Raw genomic sequence first — 20,653 nt, 5'->3', positions numbered from 1 at the left:
CGCTCGCTACCTCGCTCGGAGCTGGATGCTCGCTCGCTACCTCGCTCGGCGGGCCAGGCGCTCGCTGTCGCTGATCAGGACGCTCTTGCCCTCCAGCCGGATCCAACCGCGGTGCGCGAAGTCGGCCAGCGCCTTGTTCACGGTCTCACGCGAGGCGCCGACCAGCTGGGCGATCTCTTCCTGCGTGAGGTCGTGGGTGACGCGCAGCGCGCCGCCCTCCTGGGTGCCGAAGCGCTGGGCCAGCTGCAGCAGCTGCTTGGCCACCCGGCCGGGCACGTCGGTGAAGATCAGGTCGGCCAGGTTGTTGTTGGTGCGGCGCAGACGACGCGCCAGCACGCGCAGCAACTGCTCGGCGATCTCCGGGCGATCGGCGATCCACGCGCGCAGCGCCTCACGGTCCATCGAGACGGCGCGCACCTCGGTGATGGTGGTGGCGCTCGACGTCCGCGGGCCGGGGTCGAAGATCGACAGTTCGCCGAACATGTCCGACGGCCCCATGATGGTCAGCAGGTTCTCCCGGCCGTCGGGGGAGCGTCGGCCGATCTTCACCTTGCCGGATGTGATGATGTAGAGCCGGTCACCGGGCTCACCCTCGGCGAACACCGTGTGTCCGCGCGGAAAATCGACCGGCTGCAGCTGTTTGGTCAGCGCAGCGACCGCGGTGGGTTCTACCCCTTGGAAGATTCCGGCCCTGGCCAGGATCTCGTCCACGTTGCCCCTCTTTAAGCTCTTCGGTGATATGACACGCTCGTTTTGACATGTCGTGGCCAACAGCACAGCTGGTTAGCGGAATCATTCTAGAGGTTGGCCCCGCCGACGCGGCGGGCAGAAGCCTTTCGCGACGAGCCAACGCTACACACGATTGGGTTGGCGAGTCGCCGGAAATTGCGGATTGCTCCCCACCGACGCCGCCGGCCGCGTCGGCAGGCCGGCGAACTCGTGTGGATCGCGGGGAGCCGGACGTCTGCGTTCCAGTAAATCGGTCCCGATGTTCCGGCGCAGGGTCTTCGTGTCCTCCCGCTCCAGACCGGCTTCCAGGCGCTCGAGCCCGAAGGTCGCCAACATCAGCAACCCTGGGATGAATGCGACCAGCAACCAAGACACACGGGAGAGTAAACACGGGCAAGGTCTCAACAGGATCACGTTTTGCCACCGGTCGGCACCAGCGCTGCTCAGGCATTTCAGTACGCTGATTCGGGTGAGCGAGAGGACCGAGACCAGGCTGGGGCTGGTTCGGCGTGCCCGGCGGATGAATCGCACCCTGGCGGTGGCCTTCCCGCACGTCTACTGCGAGCTCGATTTCACCACCCCGCTGGAGCTGACGGTGGCGACCATCCTGTCGGCCCAATGCACCGACAAGCGGGTCAACCTGACCACCCCGGCGCTGTTCCGCAAGTACCCCACCGCGCTGGCCTACGCGCAGGCCGACCGCACCGAGCTCGAAGAGCTGATCCGGCCCACCGGCTTCTACCGGAACAAGGCCAACTCGCTGATCAACCTCGGCCAGCAGCTGGAGGCCCGGTTCGACGGCGAGGTGCCCGCGAATCTGGAGGACCTGGTGACGTTGCCCGGGATCGGTCGCAAGACCGCCAACGTGGTGCTGGGTAACGCGTTCGGTATCCCCGGCATCACCGTCGACACCCACTTCGGCAGGCTGGTCCGGCGCTGGCGCTGGACCGACGAAGAGGATCCGGTGAAGGTCGAGCACATCGTCGGCGAGCTCATCGAACGCCGCGAGTGGACCCTGTTGAGTCATCGCGTGATCTTTCACGGCCGCCGCGTCTGCCACGCCCGCCGCCCGGCCTGCGGGGTGTGTGTGCTGGCCAAGGACTGCCCGTCTTTCGGTATGGGTCCCACCGACAAGTTGACCGCCGCAGCACTGGTGAAAGGTCCGGAGACCGAGCATCTGCTGGCGCTGGCCGGGCTGTGAGCCGTTCGGCCCGCTGGACCGCGGCAGTACTGATCATCCTGGTGGCGCTCGGCTACGCACTCCTGCGCGAGCTCGACACCGGGTCCCCGCAATCGGTCGATCCGGGATCCCCGGCCGCCCGCGACCACCGGGACGCCGACACCCCGGAGGCTCTGGCCGAGCCCCGTGCCCGCGCCGACCTGGCACCGTGCCCGGCCGGCGGCACCGCGCCCGGTCCGACCTCGCTGCGCGGGATCAGTCTGGAATGCGCGGGGGACGGCACCATGGTGGATCTCGCTCCGGCGCTGGCCGGCCGGCCCGTGGTGCTCAACCTGTGGGCCTACTGGTGTGGACCGTGCGCGGATGAACTGCCGGCACTGGCCGAGTACCAGCGGCGGATGGGCGATCGGGTCACCGTGCTGACCGTGCACCAGGACGAGAACGAAACGGCGGGTCTGCTCAGACTCGCCGAGCTGGGGGTGCGGTTGCCGACCCTGCAGGACGGGCGCCGCCTGGTCGCGGCCGCGCTCAAGGTTCCGAACGTGATGCCTGCAACGGTGGTTCTGGCGTCGGACGGTAGCGTGGCCGAAATCCTGCCGCGACCGTTCACCGACGCCGATGAGATCGCCGCGGCGGTGAATTCTTCGATAGGAGTGCCGGTTGGCTGACCTCACCCCTCTGGCTGCGCCTGACTGGTTGCGGCCCCTGGTCGACAATGTGGCCTCGGTGCCCGACGCCTACCGCCGCCGGGTGCCGGCCGATGTTCTGGCTTCGATCAGCGCCGCCAACGAATCGGCCACCCGCGCGGGCACCAAACGCGACGCCGCGGTGCTGGTGCTGTTCTCCGGCCCGGTCGACGGACCCGCGGGCGGGCCGCCGCCGGCGACCGATCTGCTGGTCACGGTGCGTGCCTCCACATTGCGAAATCATTCGGGTCAGGCGGCGTTCCCGGGCGGGGTGTCGGACCCGGAGGATGACGGCCCGGTGTCCACCGCGCTGCGCGAGGCCCGTGAGGAGACCGGCGTCGACACCGACCGGCTGGTCCCGCTGGCGGTGCTGGACCGGATGTTCATCCCGCCGACCGGTTTTCATGTGGTGCCGGTGCTGGCCTACTCGCCGGATCCCGGCCCCGTCCGGGTGGTCGATCCGGCCGAGGCGGCGATCGTCGCGCGGGTTCCGCTGCGCGCCTTCATCAATCCGGAGAACCGGTTGATGGTGTACCGCGAGGCCAACACCAGCCGGTTCGCCGGCCCGGCGTTCCTGCTCAACCAGATGCTGGTGTGGGGGTTCACCGGGCAGGTGATCTCGGCGATGCTGGACGTCGCCGGGTGGGCGCAGCCCTGGGACACCGACGACGTGCGCGAGTTGAACGAGGCAATGGCGCTGGTTGGTGGCGCCAGCCAGTACGGTGAGGCCCAACAATGACATCGTCCCAGTGGCTCGACCTCGCCATTCTCGCCGTCGCCTTCGTGGCCGCGGTTTCCGGATGGCGCTCGGGTGCGCTCGGCTCGCTGCTGTCCTTCGTCGGCGTGGTGCTCGGCGCGGTGGCCGGTGTGCTGCTGGCCCCGCACGTGGTCGGCGGCATCGACGGCCCCCGCACCAAACTGTTCGCGACCCTGTTCCTCATCCTGGCCCTGGTGGTGATCGGCGAGATCGCCGGTGTCGTGCTGGGCCGCGCGGTGCGCAGCGCCATCCGTAATCCCGTTCTGCGGGCGGTCGACTCGCTCATCGGTTCGGCGCTGCAACTGGTCACGGTGCTGGTGGCGGCCTGGCTGCTGGCGACCCCGCTGACCAGTCAGCCGACGCTGGCCGGGGCGGTCCGTGGTTCCAAGGTGCTCAGCGAGGTCGACGCGCTCGCACCGGAATGGCTGAAGAAGGTCCCGACGCGACTGGCGAATCTGCTGGACACCTCCGGTCTGCCCGCCGTGCTGGAGCCCTTCAGCCGCACCCCGGTCGTCGCGGTGGACGCGCCCGATGCGACGCTGGCGGCGTCACCGGTCGTGGAGGCGACCCGCGGCAGCGTGGTGAAGATCCGCGGGGTCGCGCCGAGTTGCCAGAAGGTGCTGGAGGGCAGCGGTTTCGTCATCGCGCCGAACCGGGTGATGTCCAACGCGCACGTGGTGGCCGGGGCGGAGACCGTCACCGTCGAGGTCAACGGCGAGTCCTACGAGGCCAGCGTCGTGTCCTATGACCCGAACCAGGACATCTCCATCCTGGCCGTCCCGGACCTGCCGTCGGTGCCGTTGCTCTTCGACGACTACGAGGCCAAGCCGACCACCGACGCCATCGTGATGGGCTACCCGGGCGGCGGGGATTTCACCGCGACGCCGGCCCGGGTGCGCGAGACGATCGAGCTCAACGGCCCCGACATCTACAACTCCACGACCGTGAACCGCACCGTCTACACCATCAGAGGGACTGTCAAACAAGGCAATTCCGGCGGCCCGATGGTCGACAAGGATGGCAAGGTGCTCGGCGTGGTGTTCGGTGCCGCCGTCGACGACGCGGACACCGGGTTCGTGCTCACCGCCCAAGAAGTGCTGCCACAGCGGCTCAAGGTCGGTAACACCACGCCGGTGCCCACCGGCACCTGCATCGGTCAGCCTGGATAGAGCTCGCCGAAGAATCCGGTCAGCTCGTCGTTGACCCGCCCCGGGGCTTCCTCGTGTGCGAAATGACCGGCGCCGTCGACGGATACGAACCGGCCCTGCGGTGCGAACGGCCGGGTGCGGCGCACCGGGTCGGCAAGCACGTAGGGGTCACTCCCGCCGCGCAGATGCAGCAGCGGGATGGTCAGCGGCCGTTTCATGGACTGCATGAATCGGCGTCCCTCGGCGCGTAACTGGCTGCGCACCGCCCAACGCTGGTACTCCAGCGTCGAATGCGCCGCGCCGGGGATCTGGATGGCCTCCCGGAGGTGGCGGATCGTCGCGGCGAAGTCCTCGGTGGCCTGCCAGCTGCCCCCGGCCCGGTTGCGCACCACGCGCTCGACCTCGATCGCGTTGTGCCGCATCAGTTTGCGTTCCGGCCAGATGGGCATCTGGTAGCGCAGCAACCAGGGCAGCAGCGCCCGGCGCTGAGCGGCGTCGGTGAGCACCGAATCGCGCAGCGCGACCGGATGGGGTGAGCTGACCAACGCGACGGCGTCCACCGCCCGCGGATGCAGCAGGGCGGTGGCCCAGCAGACCAGGCCGCCGTCGGCGTGGCCGACCAGCGTCGCCGAACTGTGGCCCAGCGCCCGCACCAGGCCGGCGGTGTCACCGGCCAGCGTCCAGCCGTCGTAGCCGCGCGGGGGTTTGTCGCTGCCGCCGTAGCCGCGCAGGTCGACGGCCACCACCCGGGGTCTGATCTCCCCCGTCGCTGCGCTCGCCGCGTCGCTCAACCCGCTCAGCTGGTGGCGCCACGACCACCAGAAGGACCCGAAGCCGTGCAGCAGGATCACCAGCGGGCGGTCGCCGCCGCCGTGATGGTCGCCCTGCGAGCTCTCGGCTTCCACCACATGGAAGCGGATGCCGTTCGCGTGGACCTGCAGGTGCCGCCACGGTCCGTCTATGCGCACAACCGACGGATCGGGACGGGGGTGCATGACGCGGTGGCTACCAGCCCGAAGGATCGGTGGTGAGCGCGGGACGCGGTGCCTCCGCCGGCCGGTCGTGGCCCGGGGTCAGCGCCTCCTTGGTCTCCTTCACCGACTCGATGGTCTGCTGCGGACCGCGGATCCGGCGCACCTTGAGATAACCGAAGAGGGCCAACACGATCGTGGTCAGCACCATCACGCCGAACACGATCAGGAACGCCGCCCAGCGCCACAGCCAGCTGTCGAGCAGTTCGGCGATGAAGAAGAACAGGAAGAAGGTGGAGTAGAACAGCACCACCAGCGCCGCGATGAAGAAGACGCTGCCGGTCAGCCCCTTCTTGACGTCGCGGGTGATCTCGGCCTTCGCCAACTCCACCTCGGCACGCACCAGCGTCGAGACCTGCGCGGTGGCGTCCTTGACGAGGTCGCCGATGGACGGGTCGACCTTCGGAGCGTGTGGATCGACGAGCGGAATCGACGTCACGGTGGCTGGCACGCCGTTCTTGCGGTCCCCATTACTCATGCGGGCTATGTTGCCATGTCAGCAGCGGGCGGTCCGTCATAGCCGACATAGAATGGCCGGAACCGACTGAACGGGGACATCTTGAGGCACCGCTGGCAGCACGTTGCGCGCTTGTTTTCACTGCTGGTTGGTGCGGCCCTGCTGACCGCTCCGGCAGCGCAGGCGGACGGACCGGTGGAACTCGGTGGGGGATCAGGGATCGTGATCGACGGTCACGCCTTCTGCACGCTGACCGCGATCGGGCACGACGCCCAGGGCAAGCTCGTCGGCTTCACCTCGGCGCACTGCGGTGGACCCGGAGCCGTGGTCGCCGCCGAGGGGCTGCAGTCCGCCGGAACCCTGGGCGTCATGGTCGCCGGCAACGACAGCCTCGACTACGCCGTCATCGAATTCGATCCGCAGCGGGTGCGTCCGGTCAACACCGTCAAGGGGTTCCGCATCGACGGGCTGGCCCCGGACCCGTCGTTCGGTCAGGTCGCCTGCAAGCTCGGCCGCACCACCGGATACTCCTGCGGCGTCACCTGGGGTCCCGGACAGGATCCGGGCACCATCCTGAACCAGGTGTGCGGGCAGCCCGGTGACTCCGGCGCCCCGGTCACCGTGGACAACCGACTCGTCGGCATGATCCACGGCGCGTTCACCGAGGAACTACCGACCTGCGTGGTCAAGTACGTGCCTCTGCACACGCCCGCGGTCACCATGTCGATCAACTCGGTGCTCGCCGACATCACCGCCAAGAACCGGCCCGGCACGGGATTCGTGCCGGTCGGCTAGCCCGGTCCGCGCTACTTGCTGGCGCGGATCGCCTCGAACACGCTGGGGTCCAACAGTGTTGAGGTGTCGCCGAGTTCGCGGCCTTCGGCTACGTCGCGCAGCAGGCGGCGCATGATCTTGCCGCTGCGGGTCTTGGGCAGTTCCGGAACGACATGGATCTCACGGGGTTTGGCGATCGGGGAGATCTCCTTGGATACCTCGGCGCGCAGTTCGTCGACCATCTGTTCGTGGCTCATTTGGGCGGCGTGGCTCTTGAGGATGACGAAGGCGCAGATGCCCTGGCCGGTCTGCTCGTCGGTGGCGCCGACCACGGCGGCTTCGGCGACCCCGGCGTGCCCGACGAGCGCGGATTCGACCTCGGCGGTGGAGATCCGGTGCCCGGAGACGTTCATGACGTCGTCGATGCGCCCGAGTACCCAGATCTCGCCGTCGGTGCCGTAGCGGGCGCCGTCACCGGCGAAGTACCAGCCCTGTTCGGCGAACCGGGACCAGTAGGTGTCCTTGAACCGTTCGTCGTCACCCCAGATGCCGCGCAGCATGGCCGGCCACGGCTTGTCCAGGACGAGGTAGCCGGTGGTGTGCTCTTCGCCGTCGATGGCGGGTTTGAGGTCGTTGCCGTCGTCGTCGACGATCTTGGCCGAGATGCCGGGCAGCGGGGTCATGGCCGAGCCCGGTTTGCAGGTGGTCACCCCGGGCAGTGGGCTGATCATCGCCGCGCCGGTCTCGGTCTGCCACCAGGTGTCCACGATGGGGGCGGTGTCGGCGCCGAACACCAGGCGGTACCAGCGCCAGGCTTCGGGGTTGATCGGTTCGCCGACCGAGCCGAGCAGCCGGATGCTGGACAGGTCGTGCTCGAAGGCCAGTTCGCGGCCCCACTTCATGAAGGTGCGCACCACCGTCGGCGCGGTGTAATAGATGGTGACACCGTACTTTTCGATGACCTCGAAGTGGCGGTGTTCGGTCGGGGAGGCCGGGGTGCCCTCGTAGACCACCTGGGTGGCGCCGTTGGACAGCGGCCCGTAGACGATGTAGGTGTGCCCGGTCACCCAGCCGATATCGGCTGTGCACCAGTAGACGTCGGTCTCGGGCTTGAGGTCGAAGACGACCGAATGGGTGTAGGAGGCCTGGGTCAGGTAGCCACCGGAGGTGTGCACGATGCCCTTGGGCTTGCCGGTGGTGCCCGAGGTGTAGAGCAGGAACAGCGGTTGCTCGGAATCGAAGGCCTGCGGGGTGTGTTCGGCCGACGCCTTGGGGACGGTCTGGTCCCACCACAGATCGCGGCCTTGCTGCCAGGGCACGTCGATTCCGGTGCGGCGCACCACCAGAACGTGCTGCACGGGGCTGGCCTCGCCGAGGGCGTGCAGCGCTTCGTCGACACCGGCCTTGAGCGGGGCGGCCTTGCCGCGGCGGAACTGGCCGTCGGAGGTGATGACGATCTTGGCCGCGGCGTCTTCGATGCGCGCCTTGAGTGCGGAGGCGGAGAAGCCGGCGAAGACGACGCTGTGCATGGCGCCCAGGCGGGCGCAGGCCAGCATGGCGATGATGGCCTCGGGCACCATCGGCATGTAGATGGCGACCCGGTCGCCGGCGGTCAGGCCGAGTTCGGTCAGGGTGTTGGCGGCCTGGTTCACCTCGTCCTGGAGTTGGGCGTAGGTGATGGAGCGGGCGTCACCGACGGGCTCACCCTCCCAGTGGATGGCGACGCGGTCGCCGTTGCCGGCTTCGACGTGGCGGTCCACGCAGTTGTAGGCGACGTTGAGCTTTCCGCCGACGAACCATTTCGCGAACGGTGCGTTCGACCAGTCCAGGACCTCGTCGAACGGGGCCTGCCAGGACAGCCGGTTGGCCTGTGTGGCCCAGAAGGCCAGCCTGTCGTGCTCGGCTTCGTCGTAGAGGGCGCTGGTGGCGTTGGCGTTGGCCGCGAAATCGGCGGGCGGCGGGTAAGCGGAGTTGCTCATGGGTGTGACTGTAGTCACCGGGGGTTGCACCAACGTTGGGTCGTCACAATAAGCCCTGCGGACGGCGCGCGTACTGCGCCGAGCGTCGGAGATTGCGAGCCCAGCGGTCGGCTAGCGTAATCGAAATGACCGATCCACTCGCCCCGCTGGTTGCCCTCGAGGGCGTCGTGGCCGCCGGAGAGGAGGCCCGCGAGGAGCTCGGCCGGGCCCACCGGCACCGCACCAACCTACGCGGCTGGCCGGCCACCGCGGCCGAGGCCTCGCTGCGGGCCGCCCGGGCGTCGTCGGTGCTCGACGGCGGGTCGCTGAGCCTGTCCGAGGACGGCGAGCCCGACCCGGTGCTCGCCGGTGCGCTGCGGGTGTCCGAAGCCCTGGAGGGCGGGGCCACCGCGCTGACCGGTGTGTGGCAGCGCGCACCGTTGCAGGCGCTGGCGCGACTGCACGCGCTGGCGGCCGCGGATCTGGTCGACGACGAGCATCTGGGGCGGCCGCGATCGGCGCCCGAGGTGGGGCCGAGGCTGGAGATGCTGGCCGAGTTGGTGACCGGCGGGACCAACGTGCCGGCCTTCGTGCTGGCGGCGGTCGCGCACGGGGAACTGCTGACGCTGGCGCCGTTCGGCACCGCCGACGGCGTGGTGGCGCGGGCGGTGTCCCGGCTCATCACGATGTCCACCGGTCTGGACCCACACGGGCTCGGCGTGCCGGAGATGTTCTGGATGAAGCAGTCGGGCAATTACCGGGCGGCCGCCCGCGGATTCGCGTCGGGGACACCGAACGGCTTGGGCGCGTGGCTGGTGTTCAGCAGTCAGGGGCTGCTTGCCGGTGCGCGCGAAGCGCTTTCGATTGCACAGGCCAGCAAATGAAGCGGGCGACGTTCCGAGGTCAGACTCTCGTCTGATTCGGCTCGCCGCCCGCTAGCACGGACTCCGGTTACCATGCGTGCTCAGGTCGGTTGTGTGGGTGGCCTCGGCGTTCTTCCGGTGCGCTACGACTGCAACCCCACCCAAGGGGTCGTCGACGTCATTCGCTTCTCGCAATTCCGCAGGCCCACAACGCTTCTGCCTATTCCGCGGCATGTGCTCCGCGTGGGTTCCGGGGATCCGCGCTGGGAAGCCTGAGTCGGGAGATCACATCTTCTCTTCCGATGTGGCCTTGGCCTCGTCGAGCTTCCGTGCCTCCTTTGTACTACGTGACCGCAGTCACATCAAGTATCAACCCGGGGTGAATCCCGATCGTTACGGCTCCCCGCCCAGCTACCGGCGGGTAACGGTGCGGGGCAGGACTTTGCGGAGCACGGAGTAGGTGAGCGCCCCGCCGGCCAGGGCGCTGAGGCCGACGGCCACGGTGGTGGCCACCGCCGCGCCCGACGGTGCCGGCAGCCGGTCGCGCAGGGATACCGGCCGGCTGAAGGTCAGCACCGGCCAGGATCGGGCGGCCGCCTCCTTGCGCAGGGCGCGGTCCGGGTTGACCACCGAGGGGTGCCCGACGGCTTCCAGCATCGGCACGTCGGTGATCGAGTCGGAGTACGCGTAGCAGTGTTCGAGCGCGTAGCCCTCCCGGGCGGCGAGCTCGCGGATCGCTTCGGCCTTGCCTTCGCCGTAGCAGTAGAACCCGACCTCACCGGTGTACTTGCCGTCCTCGACCACCATCCGGGTGGCCATCGCGTGGGTGGCGCCGAGCGCGCGGGCGATCGGCGCGACGATCTCCTCGCCCGATGCCGACACCACCACGACGTCGCGGCCGCACAGCTTGTGGTCGGCGATCAGGTTCGCGGCCTCCGCGAAGACCAGCGGGTCGACGATCTCGTGCAGCGTCTCGCCGACCACCGAACGCACCTGCTCGACGTCCCAGCCGGTGCACATATCCGTGAGGTAGGTCCGCATCCGATCCATCTGATCGTGGTCGGCGCCCGACATCAGGAACAGGAATTGGGCATAGGAGGACTTGAGGACTGCACGCCGGTTCAACAGTCCCTGATCGAAGAACGGTTTGCTGAACGCCAGGGTGCTCGACTTTGCTATGACTGTCTTGTCAAGATCGAAAAAGGCGGCGGTGCGCACCGGTTGGCCGGTGTGTGCTGCGGGTTCCGGTGCGCCCGTTTCGTCGGCGTGCCCATTGGATTCCGTCACGCGTCACAGCATAGGTGCAGGCCGAGGGACGGGTTTCCCAACGCTGGGAAAGTGGCAGGTCACGCCACGTGTCGCAAACTGCACAAATTTTCGCAATTTGGGCAAATGTCCTGGATTGGTACTTGCGCGACCGGGCATTTCCGTGTGTATAGTGGGCCTTACTCGGCTATGGCCGAGTGTGGATCAGCCCGACCTCCCGGGGCTGATACACGACGACCTCCGCCTCCTCCCCCCCTGGCGGGGGTCGTCCTTTTTGTGGGACAAAATTCGCTCATCAAAGCCCTCTGGGCCGATTTCGTCGGCACGGTTCATGATCGTTGCGGAACGCGGTTTTCTACGTTCGTTGCACAACGTCGGAGGCGGCTCGGCGAAGGTCCGAGGTTTTCCACAATCACCCCTGCATGCACAGATCGCCGGCGACCCCTGGTGCCGCCGCGACGCGGTTCGGCACGGTGGACGCCATGGCGACGACCGCGGCAGTGCTGGCTCTGATCGACGATCCGGCGCTGCGGGACGACATCGACCGGGTGGCCGCCGCGACGGGGGCCCGGGTGGTGCACGCCCACCACCCGTCCAGTCGCACGGTCTGGGTGAGCGCGCGGGCGGTCGTGCTCGACACGCCGGCCGCCGGCCGGCTCTGTGCGCAGGCTCTGCCCCGTCGCGATCAGGTCCTGGTGGTCGGATCCGCGGCTCCCGACGTCGAGGACTGGAAGGCGGCGGTGGCGGTCGGCGCGCAACAGGTCGTCCGACTGCCCCAGCAGGACGAGGTGCTCGTCGACCTGCTGGCGGCGGCAGCGCAGGACCACGGCTCGACCACCCTCCACGGCGCGGTGCTGGCGACGCTGGGCGGGTGCGGAGGAGCGGGCGCCTCGCTGTTCGCGGCGGCACTGGCCCAGTCGGCCCCACAATCCCTGCTGATCGACATCGACCCGTGGGGCGGTGGCATCGACCTGGCGATGGGGACCGAGAACACGCCGGGCCTGCGGTGGCCGGACCTGACCCTGCGGGACGGCCGGCTCGGATTCGATGCGCTGCACGCGGCGCTGCCGCAGCGTCGCGGGGTCACCGTGCTCTCCGGCGGCCGGGACGGCGGGGATGTCGAGGCCGGGCCGCTCGGCGCCGTCATCGACGCGGGCCGGCGCGCAGGGGTGACGGTGGTCTGCGACGTTCCCCGGCGGGTGAGCCCGGCCGCCGAAACCGCGTTGGAATCCGCGGATCTGGTGGCGATGGTGGTGCCGGCGGATGTCCGGTCGGCCGCGGCCGCCGGAGCGCTGGCCGGATGGGTGAAGACCGTGAATCCCAACGTCGGCCTGGTGGTGCGCGGTCCGTCGCCCGGCGGTCTGCGGGCCGCGGACATCGCGGCCACGGTGGGCCTGCCGGTGGTCGCCACCATGCGGCCACAACCGGGGCTGGCCGATGCGCTGGAGCGGGGCGGGCTGCGGATGCGAACCCGGTCCCCGCTGGCACGGGCTGCGAACCGCGTCATGGGCATGCTCACCGGGCAGCCCGCGTCATGACCGACACCGGCTCGCTGATCGACCGGGTCCGGGAGCGCCTTGCCGTCGAACGGGCACCACTGCGCCCCGGGGTCGTCGCCGAGGCGATCCGCGCGGAATCCGGCGGCCTGCTCGGTGACACCGAGGTGCTCGCCGGCATGCGGATCCTGCAGACCGAGCTGACCGGCGCGGGCATCCTGGACCCGCTGTTGCGTGGCGAGGGCACCACCGATGTGCTGGTCACCGCGCCCGACGCGGTGTGGGTGGACGATGGGAACGGATTGCGCCGCAGCGCGATCCGGTTCGATGACGAGGAGTCGGTGCGCAGGCTGGCCCAGCGGCTGGCGCTGGTGGCCGGCCGTCGGCTCGACGACAGCCAACCCTGGGTGGACGGTCAGATCAGCTGTCTCGGGGAGGATTCGGTGCGGCTGCATGCCGTGCTGCCACCCGTCGCGGCCGCCGGCACCTGCATCTCACTGCGCGTCCTGCGCCCGGCCCGGCAAGACCTCGCCGCACTGGCGGCCGGCGGTGCGATCCCCGGGCCCGCCCTGGAACTGCTGCACCGGATCATCGCCGGCCGGTTGGCATTCCTGATCTGCGGCGGTACCGGTGCCGGGAAGACAACCCTGCTGTCGGCCGCGCTGGGCGCGGTCGACGCGCATGAGCGCATCGTCTGCGTCGAGGACGCACCGGAACTCGCGCCGCGGCATCCGCACGTGGTCAAGCTGGTGGCCCGGGGCGCGAACATCGAGGGCGTCGGCCAGGTCACCGTCCGCGACCTGGTGCGCCAGGCGCTGCGGATGCGCCCGGACCGCATCGTGGTGGGGGAGGTTCGCGGTGCCGAGGTGGTCGATCTGCTCACCGCACTCAACACCGGGCATGACGGCGGAGCCGGCACGGTGCACGCCAACAGCGCCGCCGAGGTGCCCGCCCGGCTGGAGGCGCTCGCCGGCCTCGGCGGACTGGATCGGGCCGCCCTGCACAGTCAGCTCGCCGCCGCGGTGCAGGTCGTCCTGCACGTCGGCCGCGATGTCCGTGGGAGACGTCGGCTCGCGGAGATCGCGGTGCTGGGCCGCGGATCGCAGGGCTGGGTGCAGGCCCGGACCGCCTGGCATGCCGATGGCGGATTCGGTTCGGGTGCAGCGATACTCGACACCCATCTGGCAGAGCGGGGTATCCGGTGACCGCCGCGGCCGTGCTGCTGGCCGCGGCACTGCTGGTGACACCGGCGCCCGCGCGGACCAGGCTGGCCGGGGTGGGCCGGGCCCGGAAACCCTCGGCGTGGACGGTACGGGCCACCGCTGTGCCGGTGGCGCTCGCCGTCGCCCTCGTGCTGCCGGCGACGGTGCTGATCGCGGCGGCCCTCCTCGGGATCACCCTGGCCGCCCGCCGGCGCGCGGCGGCGGTCCGGCGCCGACGATCCACCGAATCGGCCGCTCTGCGCGACGGTCTGGACATGGTGGCCGGGGAGCTGCGAGCCGGTGCGCATCCGGTGGCGGCGTTCGGCGCCGCGGGTGCCGAACTCGGTGGCGATGTGGGTGAGCGGCTGTGCCTGGTGGCCGCCCGTGGACGGCTCGGCGCCGACGTGGCGATGGGTCTGCGGGCGGTTGCGCAACGGTCCGCGCTTGCGGACAGCTGGGAACGGCTGGCGGTGTGCTGGCAGCTGGCGGCCTCGCACGGTTTGGCCATCGCGACCCTGATGCGCGCCGCCCAGCACGACATCGTGGAGCGGGACCGGTTCCGGGCCAGGGTGGAGGCCGGGCTGGCGGGTGCGCGGACGACGGCCGCGGTGCTGGCCGGCATGCCGGTGCTGGGGATCGCGCTGGGCCAACTGATCGGTGCGGACCCGCTCGGTTTCCTGTTCTCCGGGGGCACGGGAGGAGTGCTGCTGGTGATCGGGATCGCGCTGTCGTGTCTGGGGCTGTACTGGTCGGACCGGATCGTCGCGGGACTGCCGATATGACTTGGGCTGCTGTGTTTCTCGCTGCCGCGCTGTTGGTGGGCACCGGGCGGGCGCCGCTCCGGGGAGCCCCATCCGGCGACACGGCCGGTGTCCGGCCGGCCGATCCGCTGGCGGCGGCCTCCTGTTTCGATGTGCTGGCCGCCTGTCTGTCCGCGGGCATGGCGACGGCCTCGGCGGCCGCCGCCGCAGCCGAGTTGGCGCCGCCCGCGCTGGCCGGGCAGCTCAACCGCGCCGCGCAACTGCTCGCCCTCGGTGCCGGTTCCGAACGCGCCTGGGCGGATCCCGGTGATCAGGGTGACCGGCACGGTGTGGTGCTGGCGCGGTTGGCGCGCCGCTCGGCCAGTTCCGGGGCGGCGCTGGCAACCAATGTCACCGAACTGGCCGAGCAGGTGCGCGTCGATGCCGGGGCCGCGGCCGACGCTGCGGCCCAGCGGGCGGCGGTGCTCATCGCCGGCCCGCTCGGGCTCTGTTATCTGCCGGCGTTCATCTGCCTGGGCATCGTCCCGGTGGTCGCCGGGCTGGCCGGCGACCTGATGTGGTCGGGTCTGTGGTGAAAGGGGAAAGTGATGGTACGCAGCACTATTCGGGGCCTTCAAGCCCGGTTGATGCTCGTCGTGGCGGACGAATCCGGGATGAGCACGGTCGAGTACGCCATCGGCACGATCGCCGCCGCGGCGTTCGGCGCGATCCTGTACACGGTGGTGACCGGCGACTCCATCGTCAGCGCCCTGTCGAAGATCATCAGCCGCGCGCTGAGCACCAGCGTCTGACCGATGACAGCGGTGCGGTCACCGTGGAGGCCGCGTTCGCCATCGCCGCGCTGGCCTCGGTGCTGGTGGTGTGCCTGGCCGGGCTCAATGCCGTGGTGCTGCAGATCCGCTGCGTGGATGCCGCCCGGGAGGCGGCTCGGTTGGCCGCCCGCGGTGATGACGGGGCGGCGGCGGCGCGCCGGGCCGGGCCGGACGGTGCGGTGGTCTCGATACGGCGTGACGGTGAGACGCTGGTCGCCCGGGTCAGCACGAGATCGCCGCTGCTGCCGGGGATCACCATCACGGCCGAGGCGGTGTCGGCGGTGGAGCCGGGCGGCTGAGGACACCGGGTCGGCGAGCCTGGTCGGCCTGGCGATGATCGCGGTGCTCTCGGCCGTGACGGTCGGCGTGGCGGTGCTGGGGTCGGTGGTGATCGCGCGCCACCGGGCCCAGTCCGCGGCGGATCTGGCCGCGCTGTCGGCGGCCGCCTGGGTGGCGGCCGGGCATCAGGTCGCCTGCGCCCGGGCGGTGTCGGTTGCCGCGGCGGTGCGCACCGCGGTCACCGACTGCACCGTGCAGGGGCTCGACGCCGTCATCACCGTCGAGGCCGCGGCCGGGGTGCCGGGCTGGCGGGCCTCCGCCCGGGCCCGCGCCGGGCCCGCGGACTAGTCCGCGGAGTCGGTCGATTTGCCGAGGCGCAGAATAGATTTCAGGCTGGTGCGGGTCGAGTGGTCGGCACCGTCCCGGACCGCCGCGAGCTCCTCCTCGGTGGGCAGCCGCATGGACAGCAGTGCGGCGTGGGTGTCCTCGTCGATCTCCACCATGTTGGCGGTGACGTGCACCGGGGTGTAACCCCCGCCGACGGCGGGCAACCGGAGCACCCGCGCCGTCGGGCCACCCGCGATCTCGGCCCGCATGGTCTGCGTCTGGTCGAAATCGTCGGGATGCAGCGCCGGTACGTCGCCGTCGAAGGCCCGCCAGTCGTAGAACGGGGCCGGGCGGTCCAGCCACTTGAGCAACCGCCAGTGGGTCAGGTCGACCAGAGCGCGGTGCACGCCGGGTGCGGCCAATCCGTTGAGGATGCGCTGGGCCAGATCGTCGGGGCGCACCACCGGACCCTCGCGCACGCTGCGCCAGTTCATCGCCCGGCAGATCAGCCGATCGCTGCCGTCCTCCTGCTGCTCCTCGATCGCCCGGGCGACGAAACCGACGGTGATCGGCTCGCCGCGGTAGTCGGTGACATCCCAGGTGCTGCACAGCTGATAGCCCGGTTTGGCCTTGATCACCATGGACAGCACCTCGGACTCGTTGGCGTTCAACGCGCGGGCCGGCAGATCCTCGGCGAACGCCCGCCCGTGAGTGGCCTCGACGCTGACATCCCGGCCGGCGTTGGCCAGCGACTCCGGGGTGTCGGTGGCGATACCGGAGGACAGGTCCCATTTGACCGGGCCGGGGATCGGGCGCTCCGGGGGTTCGGCGTCCGGCGGCCCCACCCACAGATGCACCCCGTGGACCACCCCGTCGGTCATGCACACCACCTCGGTACGAATTACGCGGTCATGTTTGGGGGTGATGATGTTCAGGCCGTGCCCGGCGCGCACGGTCGCCCCGATGGCGGACTCGATGGCCATCAGATGCGGATTCCGACGGAGGAAACTGCTGGTCGGTACCAGGTTCTTGGTTCTGGAGCCCTGCGCCACCACGGCAGGTTCGTCTCCGAGCGTCTCCACGAGCAACCAGTCGTGGTTCATGGCAGGCAGTCTAGCGGCGATTCGGGGCGCAAGCCGGGTTCGCTCAGGGTGCGGATTTCGTAGGAACATGCTGGGTATGTCCTTCGTGGATACCGTTCAACATGGTTGCGGAAGTCCGAAGGATTGCGGTAACTGCCGGTCAGGGGTAATTTTCCCGACGTGCCCGGGTGATCGGGGATGAAAACGGATCGCGTTGTCCGACCGTTTTCCGCTAGGCCTGGACTCGGCGCGCCGGCAGTGGCGGTCGCCGAGGGGTGGGCCGAAGCGCGGTATCAGTGTCGCGCCAGCGCGTCGAGTACCAGGCGGAGCACCCGCACCGCGCCCGCCTTGTCCAGGGGGTCGTTCCCGTTGCCGCACTTGGGGGACTGCACGCAGGACGGGCAACCGGCCGGGCACTCACACGCCTCGATCGCCGCGGCGGTCGCCGCCCACCACGTCTGGATCTGCCGGTAGCCGCGTTCGGCGAAACCCGCGCCGCCGGGATACCCGTCGTAGACGAAAATCGTCGGCAACCCGGCCGTCGTGCCGGGCCCAGGACCGACGGCTGTGGACACGCCGCCGATGTCGCCGCGGTCGCAGCTGGCCACCAGCGGTAACAGGCCGATCGCCGCGTGCTCGGCCGCGTGCAACGCGCCGGGGACCGACAACGCTTCGATACCGTTGTCGGACAACGCTTCCGGCGTGATCGTGCACATCACCGCGACGGTGTCCAAGGTGCGGGTCGGCATGTCGAGCTCGACGAAGTCGATCACCTCGCCGTCCAGCGCGCGCCGCAGGTACCCGGTGACGGTGTTCGACACCGACACCGGAACGACGCCCACCGTCACCGGACCGTGGCTGCTGAGCTCGCCGTCGCCGGTCACCGCGATGTCGGTGACCTCCCGCGCCGAGGTGGTGTACCCGGGATCCTGGGCGTGCACCAGGGCGATGCCGTCCTCGAAGTCCAGATCGTCCACCACATAGGTCTCGCCCTGATGCAGATAGACGGCGCCGGGATGCACGGTCGCCGGGGCCTGGCCGGTGCCGGTGGTGCCCAGGACCCGCCCGGTCCCGGTCTCCAGGATCGCGATCTGCCCGCCGGTGGAGCCGCGGATGTCGACCGCCGGATGCGGATCCACGCCCTGGGCCGGGAAGTACCCGCCGGGCCGGCGGCGCAGCAGACCGTCGTCGATGAGCGTCGCGGCGACGGCATCGGCGTCCCAGGCCCTCACCTCGGCGTCGGTGAGCGGCAGCTCGGTGGCGGCGCACAGCAGTTGCGGGCCCAGGACGTACGGATTCCGTGGGTCGATGACCACCCGCTCGATGGGTTTGTCCAGCAGCGCCTGCGGATGATGCACCAGGTAGGTGTCCAGCGGATCGTCCCGCGCGATCATCACGATCAGTGCGCTCTGCCCGCGCCGCCCCGAGCGCCCGGCCTGCTGCCAGAACGAGGCGACCGTGCCGGGGAAGCCGGCCAGCACCACCGCGTCCAGCCCGGCGATGTCGACACCCAACTCCAGGGCGTTGGTGGTGGCCAGGCCGCGCAGCTGCCCCTCGGACAGCGCGTGCTCCAGTGCCCGGCGGTCCTCGGCGAGGTATCCGGCCCGGTAGGACGCGACGTGGTCGACCAGGTCCGGAGCCACCTGCTCCAATCGCGCCCGGGCGCCGAGCGCGGTCAGCTCCGCACCGCGGCGCGATCGCACGAAGGTCAGGGTGCGGGCCCCCTCGGCCATCAGGTCGGCCATCACGCGGGAGGCCTCTGCTCCGGCGGAGCGGCGCACCGGCGCCCCGTTCTCGCCGACCAGTTCGGGCAGCAGGGCCGGCTCCCACAGCGCGACCGTCCGCCCGCCCTGCGGGGAGCCGTCCTCGGTCACCGCGGCGACGGTCTGCCCGATCAACTCGGAGGCGGTGTCGGCGGGCGCCGCGGTGGTGGCACTGGCGAAGATCACCGTCGGCGATCCCGAGTACCGCTCGCACAGGCGCAGCAACCGGCGCAGCACCAGGGCCACATTCGATCCGAAGATGCCGCGGTAGTAGTGGCATTCGTCGACCACGACGTAGCGCAGATTCCGCAGGAAGACGGCCCATTTCGCGTGGTTACGCAGGAGCGACAGGTGGATCATGTCCGGATTGGAGAAGATCCACCGCGACCGTTCGCGGGCGAACCGGCGCAGATCGGTGGTGGCATCCCCGTCGTAGGCGCTCGGCGCCACATCCCGCAGCCGGGGCAGCGCATCGGTCAGCGACTGCGCGGCGCGCAACTGATCGTGCCCGAGCGCCTTGGTCGGGGACAGATACAGCGCGCGGGCCCGCGGATCGGCGGCCAGCGCGGTGAGTATGGGTAGCTGGTAGGCCAGCGACTTGCCCGACGCGGTCCCGGTGGACAGCACCACGTGCCGGCCGGCATGAGCCAGGTCGGCGGCCTCCACCTGATGGGACCACGGGGCGTTGACGCCCCGGTCGGCGAATGCGGCGACCAGGTCCGGATCGGCCCAGCGCGGCCAGTCCCGGGGCGCCCCGCGCCTGGGCGGCAGGTCCTCGACGTGGCGCACCGGATGCTCGCCCGGGTCGGTGCCCTCGATCGCCCGAGTCAGCAGGTCCCGGCCGAAATCGGACCCGGAATCCGTCCCGGAATCAGACAAGGGTCGCCTTTCAAGATCGTTTTGATGCGTATCCAGGTCAATTGTTAACTACATGATCATTTTGAAGACTGTCGCAGACGCGTTGAACATGGTTGACTGAACGTGGTCGCAGCTTCTGTGTTCGTGTTTCAGCACCCGCAGGATCGAACGTTGCGATCGCGGTTCCTGCGAGGTTGTAGGTCGGGTCGAGTTCCGGCGACACACGCGTTGGTAAGCGGTCGGAACGGGCCCGGTACACCGGAAGTCGGTGAACCGCACCCGGTAAGAGAAGGAATGTACGAAAGATGCCACAGGGAACTGTGAAGTGGTTCAACGCGGAAAAGGGCTTCGGCTTCATCGCCCCCGAGGACGGCTCCGCTGACGTCTTCGTCCACTACACGGAGATCCAGGGGTCGGGCTTCCGCACCCTGGAAGAGAACCAGAAGGTCGAGTTCGAGGTCGGCCAGAGCCCCAAGGGGCCGCAGGCCACCGGCGTTCGCGCCGTCTGAGCCACCTCACTAGGAGGACACCCCCGGCCGAGCCGGGGGTGTTTTCGTATCGGACGCCGATAGTGTCGGTCATGTGAGCCAGCTGTCCTTCTTCTCGGCCGAGTCGGTGCCGCCCGCCGTCGCCGACCTGACCGGGCTGCTGGCTGCCCACGGTCAGGTGGTGATCGGCGGCGGTGCGGCGCGGTTGTCCGTCGTCGTCGATCAGCTGTGGCGGGCCCGGGAACTGGCCGCGATGATCAGCGAGGTCGGTCTGGAACCGGAGATCGCGCGCACCGACGAGAACACCCCGTTGGTGCGCACCGGGATGCACGGCCGGCTGGCAGACATCGCCCGGGAGTGGACGCGCGGCGCGGTGAAGACCGTGCCGGCCCAGTGGCTGCCCGGCGCGCGCGAGCTGCGGGCCTGGACGCTGGCCGCGGGGCACCCCGAGGCCGATGATCGCTTCTTGCTGGGATTGGACCCGCACGCGCCCGACACCCACGCCGCGCTCGCGTCGGCGCTGATGCGGGTGGGAATCGCCCCGACGCTGATCGGAACTCGGGGGTCGCGTCCGGGGTTGCGCATCAGCGGTAGGCGACGGCTGTCACGGCTGGTAGAGAATGTCGGGGAACCTCCGGACGACCCTGATGCGTTCGCACAGTGGCCGCGAATATAAGGGTGTCTGACGGGCGAGCCAGTTTGCACATGCCCGCCCAGGATGCGAAATTGTCAGTTG

23 protein-coding genes are annotated in these 20,653 nt (G+C 69.8%); 15 read left to right on the top strand and 8 right to left on the bottom strand.

Annotated features, from left to right (window positions below; translation table 11 throughout):
- Positions 1 to 36: 36 nt before the first annotated feature.
- Positions 37 to 711: a cAMP-activated global transcriptional regulator CRP gene (gene crp, locus K0O62_RS26570; protein WP_019510750.1), complete on the bottom strand. Its 675-nt coding sequence runs from the start codon at positions 709 to 711 to the stop codon at positions 37 to 39.
- A 141-nt stretch (positions 712 to 852) separates the two neighbouring features.
- A complete protein-coding gene (locus tag K0O62_RS26565) occupies positions 853 to 1,104 on the bottom strand; it encodes a hypothetical protein (protein ID WP_073859321.1) in 252 nt (83 codons plus the stop codon).
- Positions 1,105 to 1,249: 145 nt separating this feature from the next.
- On the opposite strand from K0O62_RS26565, the gene nth reads away from it, so the two are divergent.
- From nth to marP, 4 genes are read left to right on the top strand one after another with little or no spacing between them, the layout of a single operon-like run.
- Complete coding sequence (gene nth, locus K0O62_RS26560) at positions 1,250 to 1,930, top strand: endonuclease III (RefSeq protein ID WP_234800290.1); 681 nt, start codon at positions 1,250 to 1,252, stop codon at positions 1,928 to 1,930.
- Entirely contained in the window at positions 1,927 to 2,577 is a 651-nt protein-coding gene (locus K0O62_RS26555; protein ID WP_073859306.1) for a TlpA family protein disulfide reductase, read from the top strand. Before nth ends, K0O62_RS26555 begins: the two co-directional genes overlap by 4 nt.
- Positions 2,570 to 3,334, top strand: coding sequence for an NUDIX hydrolase (locus K0O62_RS26550; RefSeq protein WP_073859307.1), 765 nt, complete (start codon positions 2,570 to 2,572; stop codon positions 3,332 to 3,334). The genes K0O62_RS26555 and K0O62_RS26550 overlap by 8 nt, the downstream gene beginning before the upstream one ends.
- Positions 3,331 to 4,521 carry an acid resistance serine protease MarP gene (gene marP, locus K0O62_RS26545; protein ID WP_073859308.1) on the top strand — a complete coding sequence of 397 codons (1,191 nt, stop codon included), beginning with the start codon at positions 3,331 to 3,333 and terminating at the stop codon, positions 4,519 to 4,521. The genes K0O62_RS26550 and marP overlap by 4 nt, the downstream gene beginning before the upstream one ends.
- Here marP and K0O62_RS26540 read toward each other — a convergent pair.
- Positions 4,509 to 5,495: an alpha/beta fold hydrolase gene (locus tag K0O62_RS26540; protein ID WP_073859309.1), complete on the bottom strand. Its 987-nt coding sequence runs from the start codon at positions 5,493 to 5,495 to the stop codon at positions 4,509 to 4,511. The two genes, marP and K0O62_RS26540, sit on opposite strands and share 13 nt — an antisense overlap.
- A 10-nt stretch (positions 5,496 to 5,505) precedes the next feature.
- Complete coding sequence (locus tag K0O62_RS26535; protein WP_073859310.1) at positions 5,506 to 6,009, bottom strand: phage holin family protein; 504 nt, start codon at positions 6,007 to 6,009, stop codon at positions 5,506 to 5,508.
- A gap of 111 nt (positions 6,010 to 6,120) precedes the next feature.
- On the opposite strand from K0O62_RS26535, the gene K0O62_RS26530 reads away from it, so the two are divergent.
- Entirely contained in the window at positions 6,121 to 6,783 is a 663-nt protein-coding gene (locus K0O62_RS26530; RefSeq protein ID WP_097933981.1) for a S1 family peptidase, read from the top strand.
- 11 nt (positions 6,784 to 6,794) lie between these two features.
- On the opposite strand, the gene acs is transcribed toward K0O62_RS26530, so the two are convergent.
- On the bottom strand, positions 6,795 to 8,741 hold the full coding sequence (gene acs / locus K0O62_RS26525) for an acetate--CoA ligase (RefSeq protein WP_220045479.1): 1,947 nt from the start codon (positions 8,739 to 8,741) through the stop codon (positions 6,795 to 6,797).
- Positions 8,742 to 8,866: 125 nt separating this feature from the next.
- On the opposite strand from acs, the gene K0O62_RS26520 reads away from it, so the two are divergent.
- Positions 8,867 to 9,604 (top strand): Fic family protein, encoded by a 738-nt coding sequence (locus K0O62_RS26520; protein WP_073856905.1) that lies wholly within the window; start codon positions 8,867 to 8,869, stop codon positions 9,602 to 9,604.
- Positions 9,605 to 9,994: 390 nt separating this feature from the next.
- On the opposite strand, the gene K0O62_RS26515 is transcribed toward K0O62_RS26520, so the two are convergent.
- Positions 9,995 to 10,870: an HAD-IB family hydrolase gene (locus tag K0O62_RS26515; RefSeq protein ID WP_073856904.1), complete on the bottom strand. Its 876-nt coding sequence runs from the start codon at positions 10,868 to 10,870 to the stop codon at positions 9,995 to 9,997.
- Positions 10,871 to 11,331: 461 nt separating this feature from the next.
- Between K0O62_RS26515 and ssd the strand changes: the two genes are divergently transcribed.
- The 7 genes from ssd to K0O62_RS26480 are packed head-to-tail and all read left to right on the top strand — an operon-like array spanning position 11,332 to position 15,747.
- On the top strand, positions 11,332 to 12,387 hold the full coding sequence (gene ssd, locus K0O62_RS26510; protein WP_073856947.1) for a septum site-determining protein Ssd: 1,056 nt from the start codon (positions 11,332 to 11,334) through the stop codon (positions 12,385 to 12,387).
- Positions 12,384 to 13,550 (top strand): TadA family conjugal transfer-associated ATPase, encoded by a 1,167-nt coding sequence (locus tag K0O62_RS26505; RefSeq protein WP_073856903.1) that lies wholly within the window; start codon positions 12,384 to 12,386, stop codon positions 13,548 to 13,550. The genes ssd and K0O62_RS26505 overlap by 4 nt, the downstream gene beginning before the upstream one ends.
- The gene (locus K0O62_RS26500) at positions 13,547 to 14,329 is read left to right on the top strand and encodes a type II secretion system F family protein (RefSeq protein WP_073856902.1); all 783 of its coding nucleotides are present in this window, start codon (positions 13,547 to 13,549) and stop codon (positions 14,327 to 14,329) included. Before K0O62_RS26505 ends, K0O62_RS26500 begins: the two co-directional genes overlap by 4 nt.
- The gene (locus tag K0O62_RS26495; protein WP_073856901.1) at positions 14,326 to 14,883 is read left to right on the top strand and encodes a type II secretion system F family protein; all 558 of its coding nucleotides are present in this window, start codon (positions 14,326 to 14,328) and stop codon (positions 14,881 to 14,883) included. Before K0O62_RS26500 ends, K0O62_RS26495 begins: the two co-directional genes overlap by 4 nt.
- 12 nt (positions 14,884 to 14,895) lie before the next feature.
- Positions 14,896 to 15,099 carry a DUF4244 domain-containing protein gene (locus K0O62_RS26490; RefSeq protein WP_073856900.1) on the top strand — a complete coding sequence of 68 codons (204 nt, stop codon included), beginning with the start codon at positions 14,896 to 14,898 and terminating at the stop codon, positions 15,097 to 15,099.
- Positions 15,100 to 15,122: 23 nt separating this feature from the next.
- Positions 15,123 to 15,419, top strand: coding sequence for a TadE family type IV pilus minor pilin (locus K0O62_RS26485; protein ID WP_073856899.1), 297 nt, complete (start codon positions 15,123 to 15,125; stop codon positions 15,417 to 15,419).
- Positions 15,316 to 15,747, top strand: a complete 432-nt coding sequence (locus K0O62_RS26480; RefSeq protein ID WP_264002300.1) for an Rv3654c family TadE-like protein — start codon at positions 15,316 to 15,318, stop codon at positions 15,745 to 15,747. The genes K0O62_RS26485 and K0O62_RS26480 overlap by 104 nt, the downstream gene beginning before the upstream one ends.
- Here K0O62_RS26480 and K0O62_RS26475 read toward each other — a convergent pair.
- Both K0O62_RS26475 and K0O62_RS26470 read right to left on the bottom strand, forming a co-directional pair.
- Complete coding sequence (locus tag K0O62_RS26475; protein WP_073856898.1) at positions 15,744 to 16,829, bottom strand: PAS domain-containing protein; 1,086 nt, start codon at positions 16,827 to 16,829, stop codon at positions 15,744 to 15,746. The two genes, K0O62_RS26480 and K0O62_RS26475, sit on opposite strands and share 4 nt — an antisense overlap.
- A gap of 272 nt (positions 16,830 to 17,101) precedes the next feature.
- On the bottom strand, positions 17,102 to 19,450 hold the full coding sequence (locus K0O62_RS26470) for a DNA 3'-5' helicase SftH (RefSeq protein WP_073856897.1): 2,349 nt from the start codon (positions 19,448 to 19,450) through the stop codon (positions 17,102 to 17,104).
- A 284-nt stretch (positions 19,451 to 19,734) separates the two neighbouring features.
- Here K0O62_RS26470 and K0O62_RS26465 point away from each other — a divergent pair, with 284 nt between their 5' ends.
- Both K0O62_RS26465 and K0O62_RS26460 read left to right on the top strand, forming a co-directional pair.
- Complete coding sequence (locus tag K0O62_RS26465; protein WP_006243848.1) at positions 19,735 to 19,938, top strand: cold-shock protein; 204 nt, start codon at positions 19,735 to 19,737, stop codon at positions 19,936 to 19,938.
- Between the two features lie 73 nt (positions 19,939 to 20,011).
- Entirely contained in the window at positions 20,012 to 20,593 is a 582-nt protein-coding gene (locus tag K0O62_RS26460; RefSeq protein WP_073856896.1) for a hypothetical protein, read from the top strand.
- Positions 20,594 to 20,653: the final 60 nt, after the last annotated feature.

This window comes from Mycolicibacterium diernhoferi (genome assembly GCF_019456655.1).
GTDB lineage: Bacteria > Actinomycetota > Actinomycetes > Mycobacteriales > Mycobacteriaceae > Mycobacterium > Mycobacterium diernhoferi.
Note: the sequence above shows the minus strand (reverse complement) of the source record. Positions and strands in the feature narration are given on the sequence as shown.

Excerpts from the sequence above, each read along its gene's own strand:
- nth (WP_234800290.1), top strand. The coding sequence starts at position 1,250 with ATGAATCGCACCCTGGCGGTGGCCTTCCCGCACGTCTACTGCGAGCTC.
- marP (WP_073859308.1), top strand. The coding sequence starts at position 3,331 with ATGACATCGTCCCAGTGGCTCGACCTCGCCATTCTCGCCGTCGCCTTC.
- K0O62_RS26540 (WP_073859309.1), bottom strand. The coding sequence starts at position 5,495 with ATGCACCCCCGTCCCGATCCGTCGGTTGTGCGCATAGACGGACCGTGG.
- K0O62_RS26535 (WP_073859310.1), bottom strand. The coding sequence starts at position 6,009 with ATGAGTAATGGGGACCGCAAGAACGGCGTGCCAGCCACCGTGACGTCG.
- acs (WP_220045479.1), bottom strand. The coding sequence starts at position 8,741 with ATGAGCAACTCCGCTTACCCGCCGCCCGCCGATTTCGCGGCCAACGCC.
- K0O62_RS26520 (WP_073856905.1), top strand. The coding sequence starts at position 8,867 with ATGACCGATCCACTCGCCCCGCTGGTTGCCCTCGAGGGCGTCGTGGCC.
- ssd (WP_073856947.1), top strand. The coding sequence starts at position 11,332 with ATGGCGACGACCGCGGCAGTGCTGGCTCTGATCGACGATCCGGCGCTG.
- K0O62_RS26505 (WP_073856903.1), top strand. The coding sequence starts at position 12,384 with ATGACCGACACCGGCTCGCTGATCGACCGGGTCCGGGAGCGCCTTGCC.
- K0O62_RS26495 (WP_073856901.1), top strand. The coding sequence starts at position 14,326 with ATGACTTGGGCTGCTGTGTTTCTCGCTGCCGCGCTGTTGGTGGGCACC.
- K0O62_RS26490 (WP_073856900.1), top strand. The coding sequence starts at position 14,896 with ATGGTACGCAGCACTATTCGGGGCCTTCAAGCCCGGTTGATGCTCGTC.
- K0O62_RS26475 (WP_073856898.1), bottom strand. The coding sequence starts at position 16,829 with ATGAACCACGACTGGTTGCTCGTGGAGACGCTCGGAGACGAACCTGCC.
- K0O62_RS26465 (WP_006243848.1), top strand. The coding sequence starts at position 19,735 with ATGCCACAGGGAACTGTGAAGTGGTTCAACGCGGAAAAGGGCTTCGGC.